A 13983-nucleotide genomic window follows, 5' to 3' on the forward strand; every position below is an offset into this window, starting at 1 on the left:
CGGAGTGTCTGTCATGCCTCAGGGGAGGTTGCGGTAACTATCTATGAGCCGCTAGCTGCAAGGGTGACGCTCAGCCGCGCTGCCAAAGCGAATAGTGCACCTGGCCGGTCTTTTTCTCGCGGTGCAGGCGCCAGTTGCCGGGCAGCGCCAGGCTGGACGGGGCCGCTTCGCTTTCGGTGTAGACCCAAGCCTGTTCGCGCAACCACTGGCCCTGTTCCAGCAGGTTGCAGGTGTTGGCCAGCAGGTCCTGGTGGAATGGTGGGTCAAGGAACACCACATCGAACTGCTGTTTGGCCGGCCCTTGCAGATAGCGCAGGGCGTCGGTCTGCAGGATTTGCCCACGCGGGCAGCGCAGCAGTTCGAGGTTGTGCTTGAGGTTGGCAATGGCGGCCGGGTTGCTGTCCAGCGCCACCGCGTTCTCGGCCCCGCGCGACAGGGCCTCCAGCACCAGAGCACCGCTGCCGGTAAAGGCATCGAGCACATGGGCGCCCTCGATATAGGGCGCCAGCCAGTTGAAGACGGTTTCACGCACGCGGTCCGGGGTTGGGCGCAGGCCATCGCCTTCGGGCACCGCCAGGCGACGGCTGCGCCATTCGCCGGCGATGATGCGCAGGTGGCCTGCGCCCCTGCTTTGCGGTTGGGTGGGTGTACGTGCCATCAGTGCTCCGGTACGCCGAGCGGTTGCGCGGTGTTTTTGTCAGTAGGGGCCGGCAGGGGTTGCTGCGCGACTTTCGGGCCAACGGTGACGATCACCAGTTTGTCGGCTGCCAGGTGTTTGTTCATCGCCGCCTTGACCTGCTCTACCGTCAGCGCCTGGGACTGCTGCATGAAGTCCTCGATCCAGGTCAGCGGCAGGTTGTAGAAGCCGATGGCGCCCAATTGCCCGACGATGCTCGAATTGCTGGCGTTGGACAGCGGGAAGCTGCCGGCCAATTCGCGCTTGGCGTCGTCCAGCTCTTGCTGCGACGGGCCGGTTTTCAGGTAGTCGGTAAGGATGTCCTGAACCAGCTTGAGCGTGGCTTCGCTGAGCTCGGCGCGGGTTTGCAGGTTGATCATGAACGGGCCACGAACCTGCATCGGGCTGAATGCCGAGTAAACGCCGTAGGTAAGGCCGCGTTTTTCGCGCACCTCGCTCATCAGGCGAGTCCCGAAGGCACCGCCGCCGAGGATCTGGTTGCCCAGCGACAGCGCCGGCCAATCCGGGTCGGTGCGGTCGATACCCAGCTCGGCCAGCATCAGGTGGGTCTGCTTGGTCGGGAAATCGATGTGGGTGATGCCAGGCTTGGGTTCTGCGGGCTGCGCGGGCTTGGCCAGGGCCGGGCCCTTGGGCAGGCCGGCGGATACTTGCGCGGCGATGGCTTCGGCTTCGCTGCGGCTGAGGTCGCCGACCAGCGCGATCACCGCGTTGCCAGCGGTATAGGCTTTGCCGTGGAAGTCACGCAATTGCTGCAAGGTGATGCCGGGGATGCTCTGCGCGGTGCCGTCGCTTGGATGAGCATACGGGTGATTGCCATACAGGTTGGCGAACAGCGCCTTGCCGCCGATCTTGCCCGGGTTCTGCTTCTCGTATTCGAAACCGGCCAGCAGCTGGTTCTTGATGCGCTTGAGGGCGTCTTCGGGGAAGGTCGGCTGGCCGACCACCTCGGTGAACAGCTTCAGGGCCGGCTCGCGTTTGTCGGTGGCGCTGAGGCTGCGCAGCGAGGCAACGGCCATGTCGCGATAGGCGCCATTGCCGAAGTCGGCGCCCAGGCCTTCGAAGCCTTCGGCGATGGCAGTGACGTCCTTGCCGGCTACGCCTTCGTTGAGCATGGCGTTGGTCAGTGTGGCCAGGCCTTGGGTGGCACCGTCCTGGCTGCTGCCAGCGGCGAAGGTCAGGCGCAGGTCGAACATCGGCAGTTCACGGGCTTCGACGAACAGCACGCGGGCGCCTTCGGCAGTGTTCCAGTGCTGGATGTTCAACTGGCGGCGGCTGGGGGCTTTACCGTCCAGCTCGGCCAGCGATTGCAGCGAATTGGCCGGGCGAGCCGCGGGGGCGGGTTTGCTGGCGTTGTCTGACTGCGCCGGGCGTGCCAGCAACAGGGCCGCACCCACCACTGCGGCGATGAGGGCCAGGCCGAACAGGGTGTAGCGGGGTGCGCTGCGATCACTCATGAGCGGACTCCTCAGGCAGTACGTGGGCAACGCTCAGGCGTTCGCGGGTGAAGTAGGTGCGTGCGGCGTTCTGGATGTCTTGCGGGGTGACGCGCTTGAGGTCGTCCAGTTCGCTGTCAATCAGCTTCCAGGACAAACCCACGGTTTCGAGCTGGCCAATGGTGGTGGCCTGGCTGCTGATGGAGTCACGGTCGTAGACCAGCCCGGCGATCACCTGAGCACGTACGCGCTCGAGTTCTTCAGCGCTCGGCGGGGTGTTCTTTAGCTCATCGAGCAATTGCCACACGCCTTTTTCGACGTCGGCCAGGGTTTTCTGCTTTTGCACGTTGGGCGTTGCGGAAATCAGGAACAGGCTGTCGCCACGGGTGAAGGCGTTGTAGCTGGACGAGGCGCCTGCCACCAGCTCTTGGCCGCGCTCCAGGCGCGCCGGCATGCGTGCACTGTAGCCGCCGTCGAGCAGCGCCGAAATGAGCCGCAGGGCATTGACCGTGCGCGGGTCCTTGGCGGTGGCCATGGCGGGTACGTTGAAACCGTAGATCAGGCTAGGCAGCTGGGTGCGCACATGCAGGGTGAGCTGGCGCAGCCCAGGTTCAGCAAGTTCAAGTGGCAGCTTGCTTGGCGGGACGGCGCGGCGCGGGATGGCGCCGAAGTATTTCTGCGCGAGGGTTTTAACCTCGTCAGCGGTGACATCACCGACCACCACCAAGGTGGCGTTGTTGGGTGCGTACCAGGACTCGTACCAATGGCGCAGCTCTTCGACCTTCATGCGTTCGAGGTCGGCCATCCAGCCGATGGTCGGGGTGTGGTAGCCGCTGGCCGGGTAGGCCATGGCGCGGAACAGTTCGAACGCCTTGGAACCGGGCTGGTCATCGGTGCGCAGGCGGCGCTCCTCTTTGATGACCTCGATTTCGCGGCTGAACTCGTCGGCCGGCAGGCGCAGACTGGCCAGGCGGTCGGCTTCGAGCTCCAGCGCTACCGGCAGGCGGTCGCGGGCCAGCACTTGGTAGTAGGCGGTGTAGTCGTCGCTGGTGAAGGCGTTTTCTTCGGCGCCCAGGTCGCGCAGAATCCGTGACCCTTCGCCCGGGCCAACCTTGGCGCTGCCTTTGAACATCATGTGTTCGAGGGCATGGGACAGACCGGTCTGGCCCGGCGTTTCGTAGCTGGAGCCGACCTTGTACCAGATCTGCGAAACCACCACCGGGGCACGGTGGTCCTCGCGCACGACCACTTTAAGGCCGTTATCGAGGATGAATTCGTGGGTGGGCTGCACATCGGCAGCCAAAGCCGCAAGCGGCAGGCACAGCGTGCCGAGCAACAGGCCAGCGGCGCGGCGGGCTAGAGCATTCATACGGTGTTTAACCTGTTCGGCGGCCCGCTTGGGTTTAGCGTCGGCGGGCCAGGAGGTGCTAGGATACTGATCCGGTTGCCTGGCGACCATGCCTGTCGCCGTTCTGGCCCACAGGTCCTTACGACAAAACGTTGCGCGTGAACCAGCCGGATACAAAATAGTCTGTTCTGCGTGAGTCGAGAATTCCCGATACGCCACTGCTGGCGCATCGCTACCCTGAGATAGCCGTCTTCCATGTTTGGTTCCAACGACGACAAAAAAGCGCCGGCCCCGGCTGGCGAAAAGAAAGGCCTGTTCAGCTGGTTCCGCAAGAAGCCGGAACACCCTGTCGCCGAACAGCCACAAACCGACACCGCGCCGGCTGTAGAGCCTGTTGCGCCTGTTGAACAGCCCGCTGTGGTTGAGCCGCCAACGCCCGTGGCCGAGGCGCCTGCGCCGCAGGCTGAGCCGCTGCCTGAGGTGCTGCCGCTGGCCGAACCGCAGCCGCTGCCTGAGCCTGAGCCGGCTGCGGTGGTCGAGCCGGTGGTGCCTGCTGCACCCGTCCACGCGCCTGAGGCGCCGGTCAGCAACCTGGTACTGCCAGTTGCCGAAGAGCCGGTTGCCCTGGTGCCGGACCTCGAACCCACGCCGCCACCCGCTATCCCGGAGCGTCCCGCCCCTGAGGTAGTGACAGCGCCCGAGGTCGAGCCTGCTCCTGAGCCGGCGCCGCGGGTAGCCGAGGTGCCGGCCGAGGTTGCAGCCCCTGCTGCCGAGCCAACTGCTGCTGAACCGGCCAAGCCGGGCTTCTTCGCACGCCTCAAGCAAGGCCTGTCGAAGACCAGCGCGAGCATCGGCGAGGGTATGGCCAGCCTGTTCCTGGGCAAAAAAGTCATCGACGATGACCTGCTCGATGAAATCGAGACCCGCCTGCTGACCGCCGACGTGGGCGTCGAGGCCACCTCGCTGATCGTGCAGAACCTCACCCAGAAAGTCGCCCGCAAGCAGTTGGCCGATGCCGACGCGCTGTACCAGTCGCTGCAGGACGAACTGGCCGCGCTGCTGCGCCCGGTCGAGCAGCCGCTGAAAATCGAATCGCAAAGCAAGCCCTACGTGATTCTCGTGGTGGGCGTGAACGGCGCCGGCAAGACCACCACCATCGGCAAGATGGCCAAGAAGCTGCAGCTTGAAGGCAAGAAAGTCATGCTGGCGGCTGGCGACACCTTCCGCGCCGCTGCCGTGGAGCAGTTGCAGGTGTGGGGCGAGCGTAACCAGATCCCGGTCATTGCCCAGCACACAGGCGCCGATTCCGCCTCGGTGATCTTCGACGCCGTGCAGGCTGCCAAGGCGCGTAACGTCGATGTGCTGATCGCCGATACCGCCGGGCGCCTGCACACCAAAGACAACCTGATGGAAGAGCTCAAGAAAGTGCGCCGGGTCATCGGCAAGCTCGACGCCGACGCACCCCACGAAGTGCTGCTGGTGCTCGATGCCGGCACCGGGCAGAACGCCATCAGCCAGGCCAAGTACTTCAACCAGAGCGTTGAACTGACAGGCCTGGCCTTGACCAAGCTCGACGGCACCGCCAAAGGCGGGGTGATCTTCGCCCTGGCCAAGCAGTTCAACATCCCGATTCGCTTCATCGGTGTGGGCGAGGGTATCGACGACCTGCGCACCTTCGAGGCCGAACCCTTCGTCAAGGCGCTGTTCGCCGAGCGAGACCCTGCATGATCCGATTCGAACAGGTCGCCAAGCGCTACCCCAACGGCCATGTCGGCCTGCACGAGCTGAGCTTCCGCGCTCGCCGTGGCGAGTTCCTGTTCGTCACTGGCCACTCCGGCGCCGGCAAGAGCACCTTGCTGCGCCTGTTGCTGGCCATGGAACGCCCGACCAGCGGCAAACTGCTGTTGGCGGGGCAGGACCTCGGCCAGATCAGCAACGCGCAGATACCTTTTTTGCGTCGGCAGATCGGCGTGGTGTTCCAGAACCACCAGTTGCTGTTCGACCGCACGGTGTTCAACAACATTGCCCTGCCGCTGCAGATTCTCGGCCTGTCCAAGGCCGAGATCGCCAAGCGTGTGGACTCGGCGCTGGAGCGGGTGTCGCTGAGCGACAAGGGCGAGCTGTTCCCAGCCGACCTGTCCACCGGCCAGCAACAGCGCGTGGGTATTGCCCGCGCCATCGTCCACCAGCCGGCCTTGCTGCTGGCCGACGAACCTACCGGTAACCTTGACCCGCGTCTGGCGGCAGAGATCATGGGTGTGTTCGAAGACATCAACCGGCTGGGCACCACGGTATTGATCGCCAGCCACGACCTGGCGCTGATCGCGCGCATGCGCCACCGCATGCTGACGCTGCAACGCGGCCGCTTGATCGGCGATGGGGAGGCCGGGCAATGAGTACACGTTCATCCAAGGTAGCCGAGCGCGTAGCGCCCAAGGCCGCCGACCCGCAGCCTGCAAAAAAGAAGCGCGGCGACCATGACGACGACGGCCCGGACTTGCGCACGCTGCTGCACGCGTGGCTGGAAAGCCACCGGGCCAGCCTGGTTGACAGCCTGCGGCGCCTGGGCAAACAGCCGATTGGCAGTTTCTTCACCTGCCTGGTGATGGCCGTTGCCTTGAGCATGCCTATGGGCCTGTCGCTGCTGCTCAAGAACGTCGAGAAACTCGGCGGCTCGTGGCAGCGCGCGGCGCAGATTTCGTTGTATCTCAAGCTCGATGCCAGCAGTGCCGATGGCGAGGCCTTGCGCGACGAGATCAAGGACATGCCTGGGGTTGCCGAGGCGCAGTTCATCAGCCGCGAGCAGGCGCTGCAGGAGTTCCAGCAGCAGTCGGGGCTGGGCGAGGCGCTGCGCGAGCTGCCGGACAACCCGCTGCCAGGCGTTGTGGTGGTGACCCCGACCGAAGTCGACAAGCCCGCCCTGGAGGCCTTGCGCCAGCGCCTGGCGGAACTGCCACGGGTCGAGGCGGCGCAGCTGGACCTGGTCTGGGTCGAGCGGCTGGCGGCCATCCTCAAGCTGGGGGACCGCTTTGTCTTCGGCCTCGCGGTGATGCTGGTTTCTGCCTTGCTGTTAGTAATTGGTAACACGATTCGTCTACATATCGAGAACCGCCGCGTCGAGATCGAGGTGATCAAGCTGGTGGGTGGCACCGACGCCTATGTGCGCCGGCCGTTCCTCTATATGGGCGCGTTCTACGGCCTTGGCGCTGGCGTGTTGGCCTGGGGCATCCTGGCGTTCGGCCTGAACTGGCTCAACGGCGCGGTCGTCGAGCTGTCCGGGCTGTACGGCAGCGACTTCGCCCTGGGCGGCGTGCCGCCGTCCGATGGTCTGTCGCTCTTGATCAGTGCGGTACTGTTAGGGTATATCGGTGCATGGATCGCGGTGGCCCGCCACCTGAACGAGCTGGCCCCGCGATAATGTTTTTTAGCCAGTATTGACTTTTTTTCATCGGAACTTGTCCAGTGGTTCCGGGTCTATGCTGGCAGTGCCCACAAGGCACGAGTCCAGTGAGTCGGAGGTACTTGAATGACCACTTCGTTGCAACCTGCCTATGCCTTGGTGCCCGGTGCAAACCTGGAAGCCTATGTGCACACGGTCAACAGCATTCCGCTGCTGACGGTCGAGCAGGAGCGTGAACTGGGCGAGCGTCTCTATTACGAGCAGGATGTTGAAGCCGCTCGGCAAATGGTGATGGCTCACCTGCGGTTCGTCGTCCATATCGCGCGTAGCTACGCAGGCTACGGGCTGGCCCAGGCCGACCTGATCCAGGAAGGCAACGTGGGGCTGATGAAGGCCGTCAAACGCTTCAACCCGGAAATGGGTGTGCGTCTGGTGTCGTTTGCCGTGCACTGGATCAAAGCTGAAATTCACGAGTTCATCCTGCGCAACTGGCGCATCGTCAAGGTCGCTACTACCAAGGCCCAGCGCAAGCTGTTCTTCAACCTGCGCAGCCAGAAAAAACGCCTGGCCTGGCTGAACAACGATGAAGTGCATCGTGTCGCCGAGAGCCTGGGTGTCGAGCCGCGCGAAGTGCGCGAGATGGAAAGCCGCCTCAGCGGCCATGACATGGCCTTCGACCCGGCAGCAGAAGCCGACGACGACAGCGCGTTCCAGTCGCCTGCGCATTACCTTGAAGACCACCGCTACGACCCGGCCATGCAGCTTGAGGACGCCGATTGGAGCGACAACTCCACCAGCAACCTGCACGAAGCCCTGCAAGGCCTGGATGATCGCAGCCGCGATATCCTCTACCAGCGCTGGTTGGCCGAAGAAAAAGCCACGCTGCACGAGCTGGCTGAGAAGTACAGCGTGTCGGCTGAGCGTATTCGCCAGTTGGAAAAGAACGCGATGAACAAGGTCAAGGCACTGATCACTGTGTGATCTGCCAGGGCTGTACGAAAAAGCCGCTGCTCTTGCAAGAGACAGCGGCTTTTTCAATGGGGCCTGCGTTGCAGGCCATCGCAGGCTGTCGCCAGCTCCCACAGAGGCCATGCGCAACCGCAACATTGCTGGTTGGACCCAATCCTATGGGAAACGATAGACAGTTGTGGTGAGCGGGCTTGTCCCGCGTTGGGCTGCGCAGCAGCCCTGAAAACTCAAGGGGCAAGCCCGCTCGCCACAAGTATCAATCATTTCCACAGGATTGGGTCCAACCAGCAATGTTGCGGTTGAGCACGATCTTTGTGGGAGCTGGCGCAAGCCTGCGATGAGGTCGGTACAGGCCTGCGCATAACTGTGCTCCCCCATGGCTGTGAGCGGGCTTGGCCCGAACAGGGCCCTAGCGCGAATGGTCCAGCTGCATCAGGTAGCTCGGCCCGCCAAGCTGGCTCATCTGCCGGCGAATCCACCCGGCGCGGCTTGCCACGTAGGCGCTGGGGCGGCTGGCGCTCCACTTGATCGGGCTTGGCAGCACCGCCGCCAGTTGCGCGGCCTGCTGGCGGTTCAGGCGGCTGGCATCGACACCAAAGTGATAGCGCGCCGCAGCCTGCGCGCCGAACAGGCCTTTGCCCCACTCGGCGCTGTTCAAGTACACCTCAAGAATCCGCTCCTTGGGCCAGAGCAGCTCGATCAGCGCCGTGAACCAGGCTTCCAGGCCCTTGCGCAGCCAACTGCGCCCAGACCACAGGAACAGGTTCTTGGCCACCTGTTGGGTCAGGGTGCTGGCGCCACGCACCTTGCCGCCACGCTCGTTGTAGGCCAGCGCCGCCTGTATGGCCGGAACATCGAACCCCCAGTGGCTGGCGAACTTCTGGTCTTCGCCGGCAATCACCGCCACCTTGAGTTCATCGGAAATCTGCGCCCAGGGCGTCCAGTCGCGCTGCAGGTCGATCGGCTCGCCGCTGACCCACGACTGCACCTTGCGCTCGACCATCAGCGCGGTGCCCGGCGGCGGCACCCAGCGCAGCACCAGGACCAAGGCGATGCTGCCGGCAGCGAACCACAGCAGGGCGCGGGTGAGGCGACGCAGAATAGATGACAACATGGTGATGGCTTGGCCCGACCGATGGAACGGGCCATTATACAGACCCGTTTCGAGGAGTCGTCCCATGCTTCGCAGCTTCCTGATGCTTGCCGCGTTCTTCGGCTTCACTGGCGTGGCCCTTGGCGCGTTCGCCGCCCATGGCCTGAAAAACCGCCTGAGCGCCGACTACCTGGCGATTTTCCATACTGGTGTGACCTACCAACTGGTGCATGCCCTGGCGATCTTCGGCGTCGCGGTGCTGGCCGCGCACTTGCCGGGCCGCCTGGTGGGCTGGGCGGGGGTGATGTTTGCGGTCGGCATCGTGCTGTTCTCCGGCAGCCTGTACCTGCTCACCCTGACCGGCGTGAGCAAGCTCGGCATCATCACCCCGCTCGGCGGCCTGTGCTTCCTGGGTGGCTGGCTGTGCCTGGGGCTGGCCGCCTGGCGCCTGGGCTGACCAGGCAGTCCACAATCGCGACTAATGGCGCCGCCCGCCCTTGGGTTGCAGGGCGGATCGGGGCTAGAATGCGTGCCCCAAAGCACAATGGTGGCCGTGCGCATGCGCATTCAATTGAACGGTGAGCCCTACGAACTGCCCGCAGGCGAAAGCGTTGCAGCCCTGCTGGGCCGGCTTGAGCTGGCTGGCCGTCGGGTGGCGGTAGAACTGAACCTGGACATCGTGCCGCGCAGCCAGCACGAAAGCACGCTGTTGAGCGAAGGCGACCAGGTCGAAGTGGTTCACGCCATCGGCGGCGGTTAAGCCCAGCGCCGCAATTCACCTGCAAGCCCCGTAACCTTTACCGAGGAACAACGATGAGCAACGTTCGCAGCGACAAGCCTTTCATCCTGGCCGGGCGTACTTTCCAGTCGCGCCTGCTGGTCGGCACCGGCAAGTACCGTGATATGGAAGAAACCCGCCTGGCCACCGAAGCCTCGGGTTCGCAGATCGTCACCGTTGCCGTGCGCCGCACCAACCTGGGCCAGAATGCCGGCGAGCCGAACCTGCTCGATGTGTTGTCGCCTGACAAATACACCATCCTGCCCAACACCGCTGGCTGCTTCGATGCGGTCGAGGCGGTACGCACCTGCCGTCTGGCCCGTGAACTGCTCGATGGGCGCAAGTCCCACGAGACGCGCACGCTGGTCAAACTGGAAGTGCTGGCCGACCAGAAAACCCTGTTCCCCAACGTGATCGAGACCCTCAAGGCTGCCGAAGTGCTGGTCAAGGAAGGTTTCGATGTGATGGTCTACACCAGCGATGACCCGATCATCGCTCGCCAGTTGGCCGAAATCGGCTGCATCGCGGTCATGCCCCTGGCCGGCCTGATCGGTACCGGCCTTGGCATCTGCAACCCGTACAACCTGCAGATCATCCTGGAGGAATCCAAGGTCCCGGTGCTGGTCGATGCAGGCGTCGGTACTGCCTCCGATGCGACCATCGCCATGGAAATGGGCTGTGAGGCGGTGCTGATGAACTCGGCAATCGCCCACGCCCAGCAGCCGGTGATGATGGCCGAGGCGATGAAACACGCCATTCTGGCAGGGCGCATGGCATACCTGGCCGGGCGCATGCCGAAGAAACTCTATGCCAGCGCGTCCTCGCCGCTGGAAGGTCTGATCAAGTAAGAGCCCCCGATGACTGACTCGCAAGAAACGCCGATTACCGCTGACGGCGAAGAACGCCCGCACCGCCGCATCAAGAGCTTCGTGATGCGCGCCGGGCGCATGACCGAAGGCCAGCAACGCGGCCTCGACCAAGGCGGCCCGCAGTTCATCCTGCCGCTGGCCGACAGCCCCGTGGACTTCGACCAGGTGTTCGGCCGCTCGGCGCCGCGCACCCTGGAGATTGGCTTCGGCATGGGCCATTCGCTGCTGGAAATGGCAGCGGCTTCGCCGGAGTTGGATTTCATTGGCGTCGAAGTGCACCGCCCAGGTGTCGGCGCGCTGCTTAACGGGGTGCTCACCGAAGGCCTGAAAAACCTGCGCGTGTACGACTGCGATGCCATCGAGGTGCTCAACCGCTGCGTGGCTGACAACAGCCTTGACCGGCTGATGCTGTTCTTCCCAGACCCATGGCACAAGGCGCGCCATCACAAGCGCCGCATCGTGCAGGCGGGTTTTGCCGAGCTGGTGCGTAGCAAGCTCAAGGTCGGTGGTGTGTTCCACATGGCGACCGACTGGGAGCCGTATGCCGAATACATGCTCGAAGTGATGAGCGCAGCGCCCGGTTACCGCAACCAGGCCGCCGATGGCACCTACGTGCCGCGCCCTGAAGAGCGCCCGGTCACCAAGTTCGAGCGCCGCGGTGAGCGCCTTGGGCATGGGGTGTGGGATCTGAAGTTCGAGAAAGTGGACTGAGCAAGCTGTAGGAGCGGCCTTGTGTCGCGAATGGGCTGCGTAGCGGCCCCATGCAAGATCGCCGGGGCTGCGCAGCAGCCCTTTCGCGGCACGAGGCCGCTCCTACACTGACCGGGTGAAGTCCGAATTGCCAGTCAAGGCCAAGCCTACCCGCGCCGGTCAGCCACTACGCCGATCAACACAAGCACCACCAGCAGCACCGGTGCCAGCGCATAGTTGTTGAACTGGCTCAGCCCGCGCACCACCCACGGCGTCGCATAGATGAGCGCCGCGCCGCTGCCGATCATCACCAGCAAAGCCATGAACGGCACGCGCAAGGCGCCGGCCAGGCCGCCCAGGCGGCCTTCGACCCAGGCTTTGATATCGGTGCCGAACAGCACCAGCAGGCAGCCTACCAAGGCCAGCGAAATTTCCGACAGGTTGCTGCGGCTCCAGCGGGAAACGGTCGAGAGCAGGTCAAGCACCAGGTCCATGGGTCATCCTTAATTCAAGAAGTACTGCAGCAGGTCGTTGAGGAACAGCTGCCCGCGCGGGGTGGCCGCCAGACGATCCGGTTCGACCTGTAAAAGGCCCTTTTGTTCGGCGTCACGGCGGGCTTGGGCCAGTTGCGCCAGCGGCAGCCCGGTGCGCGCGGTAAACAGCTCGGCAGGCACGCCATCGCTCAGGCGCAGCGCGTTCATCAGGAACTCGAACGGCAGCTCCTCGGCGGGCAGCAGCTTTTCACCGGCCTTGAAGGGTTTGCCCGGGTTCAGGTAATCCTTGGGCAGGCGTGTCTTCCAGGTGCGCAGAATGCGCCCGTCGGGGAACGACAGCTTGCCGTGGGCGCCGGCACCAATGCCGATAAAGTCGCCAAACTGCCAGTAATTGAGGTTATGCCGGGCGGCGCGCCCGGCCAGCGCGTAGGCCGACACTTCGTACTGGCGGTAGCCGTGCTCGGCCATCAGCGTTTGCCCGGCTTCCTGAATGTCCCACAGGATGTCGTCTTCAGGCAGCTCCGGGGGCTGGCTCCAGAACACCGTGTTCGGCTCCAGGGTCAGCTGGTACCACGACAGGTGCGTCGGGCCAAGCTCGATGGCCTGGCGCAGGTCGCCCAGGGCATCGTCCAGCGACTGGTCGGGCAGGCCGTGCATCAGGTCGAGGTTGAAGTTGTCGAACCCCGCCGCACGGGCCATGCCAGCGGCGCGAATGGCCTCGTCACCGTTGTGGATGCGCCCGAGCTTTTCCAGCTTGGCCGGCTGAAAGCTCTGGATGCCGATGGACAGGCGGTTGATACCCGTCTGCCGGTAGGCCTTGAACTTGTCCTGCTCGAAGGTGCCGGGGTTGGCCTCAAGGGTAATTTCGATATCGGCAGCGAACGGTATGCGCTGCTCGACCCCGCGCAGCAGCCGGCCCAGGGCATCGGCGCTGAACAGGCTCGGGGTGCCGCCGCCAAAGAAGATCGTGCTGATGCTGCGGCCCTGAACCGCGGCCTGTTCCTGGTCGAGGTCGGCGAGCAGGGCATCGATGTAGGCGTCTTCGGGCAGCGTCGGGCCGGCCTGGTGCGAGTTGAAGTCGCAGTACGGGCACTTGCGCACGCACCAGGGAATATGGATATACAGCGACAGCGGCGGCAGCTCGGCAAGGACCAGCCCGGCCGGCTGCGTGGACGGCGTGACGGTCATGCCAGGCCCAGGCGTTGACGCAGCAGGGCCATGGCGCGGGCGCGGTGGCTGAGCTGGTTCTTGTCGACAGGGGCCAGGTCCGCGCTTGAACAGTTGCGCTCCGGCACCCAGAACAGCGGGTCGTAGCCAAAGCCATGCTCGCCGCTGGCGGCGAACAGGATGCTGCCATGCCACAGGCCTTCGCACAGAATCGGCAGCGGGTCATCGGCATGGCGCACCAGCGCCAGCACGCAGACGAACTGCGCGCCACGTTGCTCCTGCGGCACGTCCTTGAGCGCCTCGAGCAGCTTGGCGTTGTTGGCCGCATCGCCCTTGCCGTCGGCATAGCGCGCGGAGTAGATGCCGGGGGCGCCGCCCAGGTAATCCACGGCCAGGCCCGAATCGTCGGCCAGTGCCGGCAGGCCGGAAATGCGCGCGGCGTTGCGCGCCTTCAGGATGGCGTTCTCGACAAACGAAAGGCCGGTTTCTTCAGGCTCGACCTGGCTGAACTCGCCAATCGAGCGCAGTTGCACGGCCTCGCCGAGCATGGCCTGCAGTTCCTTGAGCTTGCCGGCGTTGTGGCTGGCCAGCACGAGTTGGGTAAGGTTCATCATTGCCCTGGGAAGACTTCCTGACTGAAGCTGAGTTTATGGCTGACCCCGCCGGTTTCGACATTCAGGTCGAAGACCAGCGTTTCGGGCTGTTCGATCTTGAACTGGGCGATATAGCCCACCGCGCCACCGTCGCTGACCTGCCTGAACGACAGCGGGCTGCTGCGCCCGGTGAGGTCCTTGACGGTGCCACTGACGACCGCCATGGCCGGTTTGCCGGCCTTGAGCACGGCAATGTTGAGCACGCCCTGGTTCTTGCTGCGTTGGACGCCCACGTTGGTGGCGATTTGCGGCTGCAACATGCTTGAGCTGAAGGCGTTGTAATGCACCGTCACATCGCCAAACACTTCCTTGCGCTCGGGCCTGGCGGCATCGGCTGCCATGGCCGGCAAGGCCAGGCACAGACTGAACAGGGCTACTGCTAGGCGACGCAT

16 protein-coding genes are annotated in these 13983 nt (G+C 64.3%); 8 read left to right on the plus strand and 8 right to left on the minus strand.

All coding sequences use genetic code 11. From position 1 onward, the window contains the following. Positions 1 to 70: 70 nt before the first annotated feature. Genes rsmD through HU720_RS07970 form a run of 3 tightly spaced genes read right to left on the minus strand, consistent with a single transcriptional unit; the run spans position 71 to position 3499 of the window. Positions 71 to 658, minus strand: coding sequence for a 16S rRNA (guanine(966)-N(2))-methyltransferase RsmD (gene rsmD / locus HU720_RS07960; protein ID WP_186518886.1), 588 nt, complete (start codon positions 656 to 658; stop codon positions 71 to 73). Beyond that, positions 658 to 2151 carry a pitrilysin family protein gene (locus HU720_RS07965; RefSeq protein ID WP_186518888.1) on the minus strand — a complete coding sequence of 498 codons (1494 nt, stop codon included), beginning with the start codon at positions 2149 to 2151 and terminating at the stop codon, positions 658 to 660. The genes rsmD and HU720_RS07965 overlap by 1 nt, the downstream gene beginning before the upstream one ends. Then, positions 2144 to 3499 carry a pitrilysin family protein gene (locus HU720_RS07970; RefSeq protein WP_186518890.1) on the minus strand — a complete coding sequence of 452 codons (1356 nt, stop codon included), beginning with the start codon at positions 3497 to 3499 and terminating at the stop codon, positions 2144 to 2146. The genes HU720_RS07965 and HU720_RS07970 overlap by 8 nt, the downstream gene beginning before the upstream one ends. A gap of 234 nt (positions 3500 to 3733) precedes the next feature. Between HU720_RS07970 and ftsY the strand changes: the two genes are divergently transcribed. The 4 genes from ftsY to rpoH all read left to right on the plus strand — a co-directional run bounded on the left by ftsY (position 3734) and on the right by rpoH (position 7859). Beyond that, a complete protein-coding gene (ftsY, locus tag HU720_RS07975) occupies positions 3734 to 5206 on the plus strand; it encodes a signal recognition particle-docking protein FtsY (RefSeq protein WP_186518892.1) in 1473 nt (490 codons plus the stop codon). Next, on the plus strand, positions 5203 to 5874 hold the full coding sequence (ftsE, locus tag HU720_RS07980; RefSeq protein ID WP_011531723.1) for a cell division ATP-binding protein FtsE: 672 nt from the start codon (positions 5203 to 5205) through the stop codon (positions 5872 to 5874). Before ftsY ends, ftsE begins: the two co-directional genes overlap by 4 nt. Continuing rightward, the gene (gene ftsX, locus HU720_RS07985; RefSeq protein WP_186518894.1) at positions 5871 to 6896 is read left to right on the plus strand and encodes a permease-like cell division protein FtsX; all 1026 of its coding nucleotides are present in this window, start codon (positions 5871 to 5873) and stop codon (positions 6894 to 6896) included. Before ftsE ends, ftsX begins: the two co-directional genes overlap by 4 nt. A gap of 108 nt (positions 6897 to 7004) precedes the next feature. Next, the gene (rpoH, locus tag HU720_RS07990; RefSeq protein ID WP_186518896.1) at positions 7005 to 7859 is read left to right on the plus strand and encodes an RNA polymerase sigma factor RpoH; all 855 of its coding nucleotides are present in this window, start codon (positions 7005 to 7007) and stop codon (positions 7857 to 7859) included. 397 nt (positions 7860 to 8256) lie between these two features. Here rpoH and mtgA read toward each other — a convergent pair whose 3' ends face one another. Next, positions 8257 to 8961, minus strand: coding sequence for a monofunctional biosynthetic peptidoglycan transglycosylase (mtgA, locus tag HU720_RS07995; protein WP_186518898.1), 705 nt, complete (start codon positions 8959 to 8961; stop codon positions 8257 to 8259). A 64-nt stretch (positions 8962 to 9025) separates the two neighbouring features. On the opposite strand from mtgA, the gene HU720_RS08000 reads away from it, so the two are divergent. The 4 genes from HU720_RS08000 (at position 9026) to trmB (ending at position 11298) form a co-directional block, all read left to right on the plus strand. Further along, positions 9026 to 9397 (plus strand): DUF423 domain-containing protein, encoded by a 372-nt coding sequence (locus HU720_RS08000; RefSeq protein WP_186518900.1) that lies wholly within the window; start codon positions 9026 to 9028, stop codon positions 9395 to 9397. A gap of 102 nt (positions 9398 to 9499) precedes the next feature. Next, a complete protein-coding gene (thiS, locus tag HU720_RS08005) occupies positions 9500 to 9700 on the plus strand; it encodes a sulfur carrier protein ThiS (protein WP_166885687.1) in 201 nt (66 codons plus the stop codon). A 53-nt stretch (positions 9701 to 9753) separates the two neighbouring features. Next, positions 9754 to 10566, plus strand: coding sequence for a thiazole synthase (locus HU720_RS08010; protein WP_186518902.1), 813 nt, complete (start codon positions 9754 to 9756; stop codon positions 10564 to 10566). A 9-nt stretch (positions 10567 to 10575) separates the two neighbouring features. Next, complete coding sequence (trmB, locus tag HU720_RS08015; RefSeq protein WP_186518904.1) at positions 10576 to 11298, plus strand: tRNA (guanosine(46)-N7)-methyltransferase TrmB; 723 nt, start codon at positions 10576 to 10578, stop codon at positions 11296 to 11298. 146 nt (positions 11299 to 11444) lie between these two features. Here trmB and HU720_RS08020 read toward each other — a convergent pair whose 3' ends face one another. Genes HU720_RS08020 through HU720_RS08035 form a run of 4 tightly spaced genes read right to left on the minus strand, consistent with a single transcriptional unit; the run spans position 11445 to position 13983 of the window. Beyond that, positions 11445 to 11771, minus strand: a complete 327-nt coding sequence (locus tag HU720_RS08020; RefSeq protein ID WP_186518906.1) for a DUF3392 family protein — start codon at positions 11769 to 11771, stop codon at positions 11445 to 11447. Positions 11772 to 11780: 9 nt separating this feature from the next. Further along, positions 11781 to 12959 (minus strand): radical SAM family heme chaperone HemW, encoded by a 1179-nt coding sequence (gene hemW / locus HU720_RS08025; RefSeq protein ID WP_186518908.1) that lies wholly within the window; start codon positions 12957 to 12959, stop codon positions 11781 to 11783. Next, positions 12956 to 13552, minus strand: coding sequence for an RdgB/HAM1 family non-canonical purine NTP pyrophosphatase (gene rdgB, locus HU720_RS08030; RefSeq protein WP_186518910.1), 597 nt, complete (start codon positions 13550 to 13552; stop codon positions 12956 to 12958). The genes hemW and rdgB overlap by 4 nt, the downstream gene beginning before the upstream one ends. Further along, positions 13549 to 13983 (minus strand): DUF4426 domain-containing protein, encoded by a 435-nt coding sequence (locus tag HU720_RS08035; protein ID WP_186518942.1) that lies wholly within the window; start codon positions 13981 to 13983, stop codon positions 13549 to 13551. Before HU720_RS08035 ends, rdgB begins: the two co-directional genes overlap by 4 nt.

The sequence above is a fragment of the Pseudomonas sp. SWRI51 genome (genome assembly GCF_014268825.1).
Classification (GTDB): Bacteria; Pseudomonadota; Gammaproteobacteria; order Pseudomonadales; family Pseudomonadaceae; genus Aquipseudomonas; species Aquipseudomonas farsensis.

Excerpts from the sequence above, each read along its gene's own strand:
- ftsY (WP_186518892.1), top strand. The coding sequence starts at position 3,734 with ATGTTTGGTTCCAACGACGACAAAAAAGCGCCGGCCCCGGCTGGCGAA.
- rpoH (WP_186518896.1), top strand. The coding sequence starts at position 7,005 with ATGACCACTTCGTTGCAACCTGCCTATGCCTTGGTGCCCGGTGCAAAC.
- HU720_RS08010 (WP_186518902.1), top strand. The coding sequence starts at position 9,754 with ATGAGCAACGTTCGCAGCGACAAGCCTTTCATCCTGGCCGGGCGTACT.
- HU720_RS08020 (WP_186518906.1), bottom strand. The coding sequence starts at position 11,771 with ATGGACCTGGTGCTTGACCTGCTCTCGACCGTTTCCCGCTGGAGCCGC.
- trmB (WP_186518904.1), top strand. The coding sequence starts at position 10,576 with ATGACTGACTCGCAAGAAACGCCGATTACCGCTGACGGCGAAGAACGC.
- rdgB (WP_186518910.1), bottom strand. The coding sequence starts at position 13,552 with ATGATGAACCTTACCCAACTCGTGCTGGCCAGCCACAACGCCGGCAAG.
- ftsX (WP_186518894.1), top strand. The coding sequence starts at position 5,871 with ATGAGTACACGTTCATCCAAGGTAGCCGAGCGCGTAGCGCCCAAGGCC.
- rsmD (WP_186518886.1), bottom strand. The coding sequence starts at position 658 with ATGGCACGTACACCCACCCAACCGCAAAGCAGGGGCGCAGGCCACCTG.
- thiS (WP_166885687.1), top strand. The coding sequence starts at position 9,500 with ATGCGCATTCAATTGAACGGTGAGCCCTACGAACTGCCCGCAGGCGAA.
- hemW (WP_186518908.1), bottom strand. The coding sequence starts at position 12,959 with ATGACCGTCACGCCGTCCACGCAGCCGGCCGGGCTGGTCCTTGCCGAG.
- HU720_RS07965 (WP_186518888.1), bottom strand. The coding sequence starts at position 2,151 with ATGAGTGATCGCAGCGCACCCCGCTACACCCTGTTCGGCCTGGCCCTC.
- HU720_RS08035 (WP_186518942.1), bottom strand. The coding sequence starts at position 13,983 with ATGCGTCGCCTAGCAGTAGCCCTGTTCAGTCTGTGCCTGGCCTTGCCG.
- mtgA (WP_186518898.1), bottom strand. The coding sequence starts at position 8,961 with ATGTTGTCATCTATTCTGCGTCGCCTCACCCGCGCCCTGCTGTGGTTC.
- HU720_RS07970 (WP_186518890.1), bottom strand. The coding sequence starts at position 3,499 with ATGAATGCTCTAGCCCGCCGCGCCGCTGGCCTGTTGCTCGGCACGCTG.
- HU720_RS08000 (WP_186518900.1), top strand. The coding sequence starts at position 9,026 with ATGCTTCGCAGCTTCCTGATGCTTGCCGCGTTCTTCGGCTTCACTGGC.
- ftsE (WP_011531723.1), top strand. The coding sequence starts at position 5,203 with ATGATCCGATTCGAACAGGTCGCCAAGCGCTACCCCAACGGCCATGTC.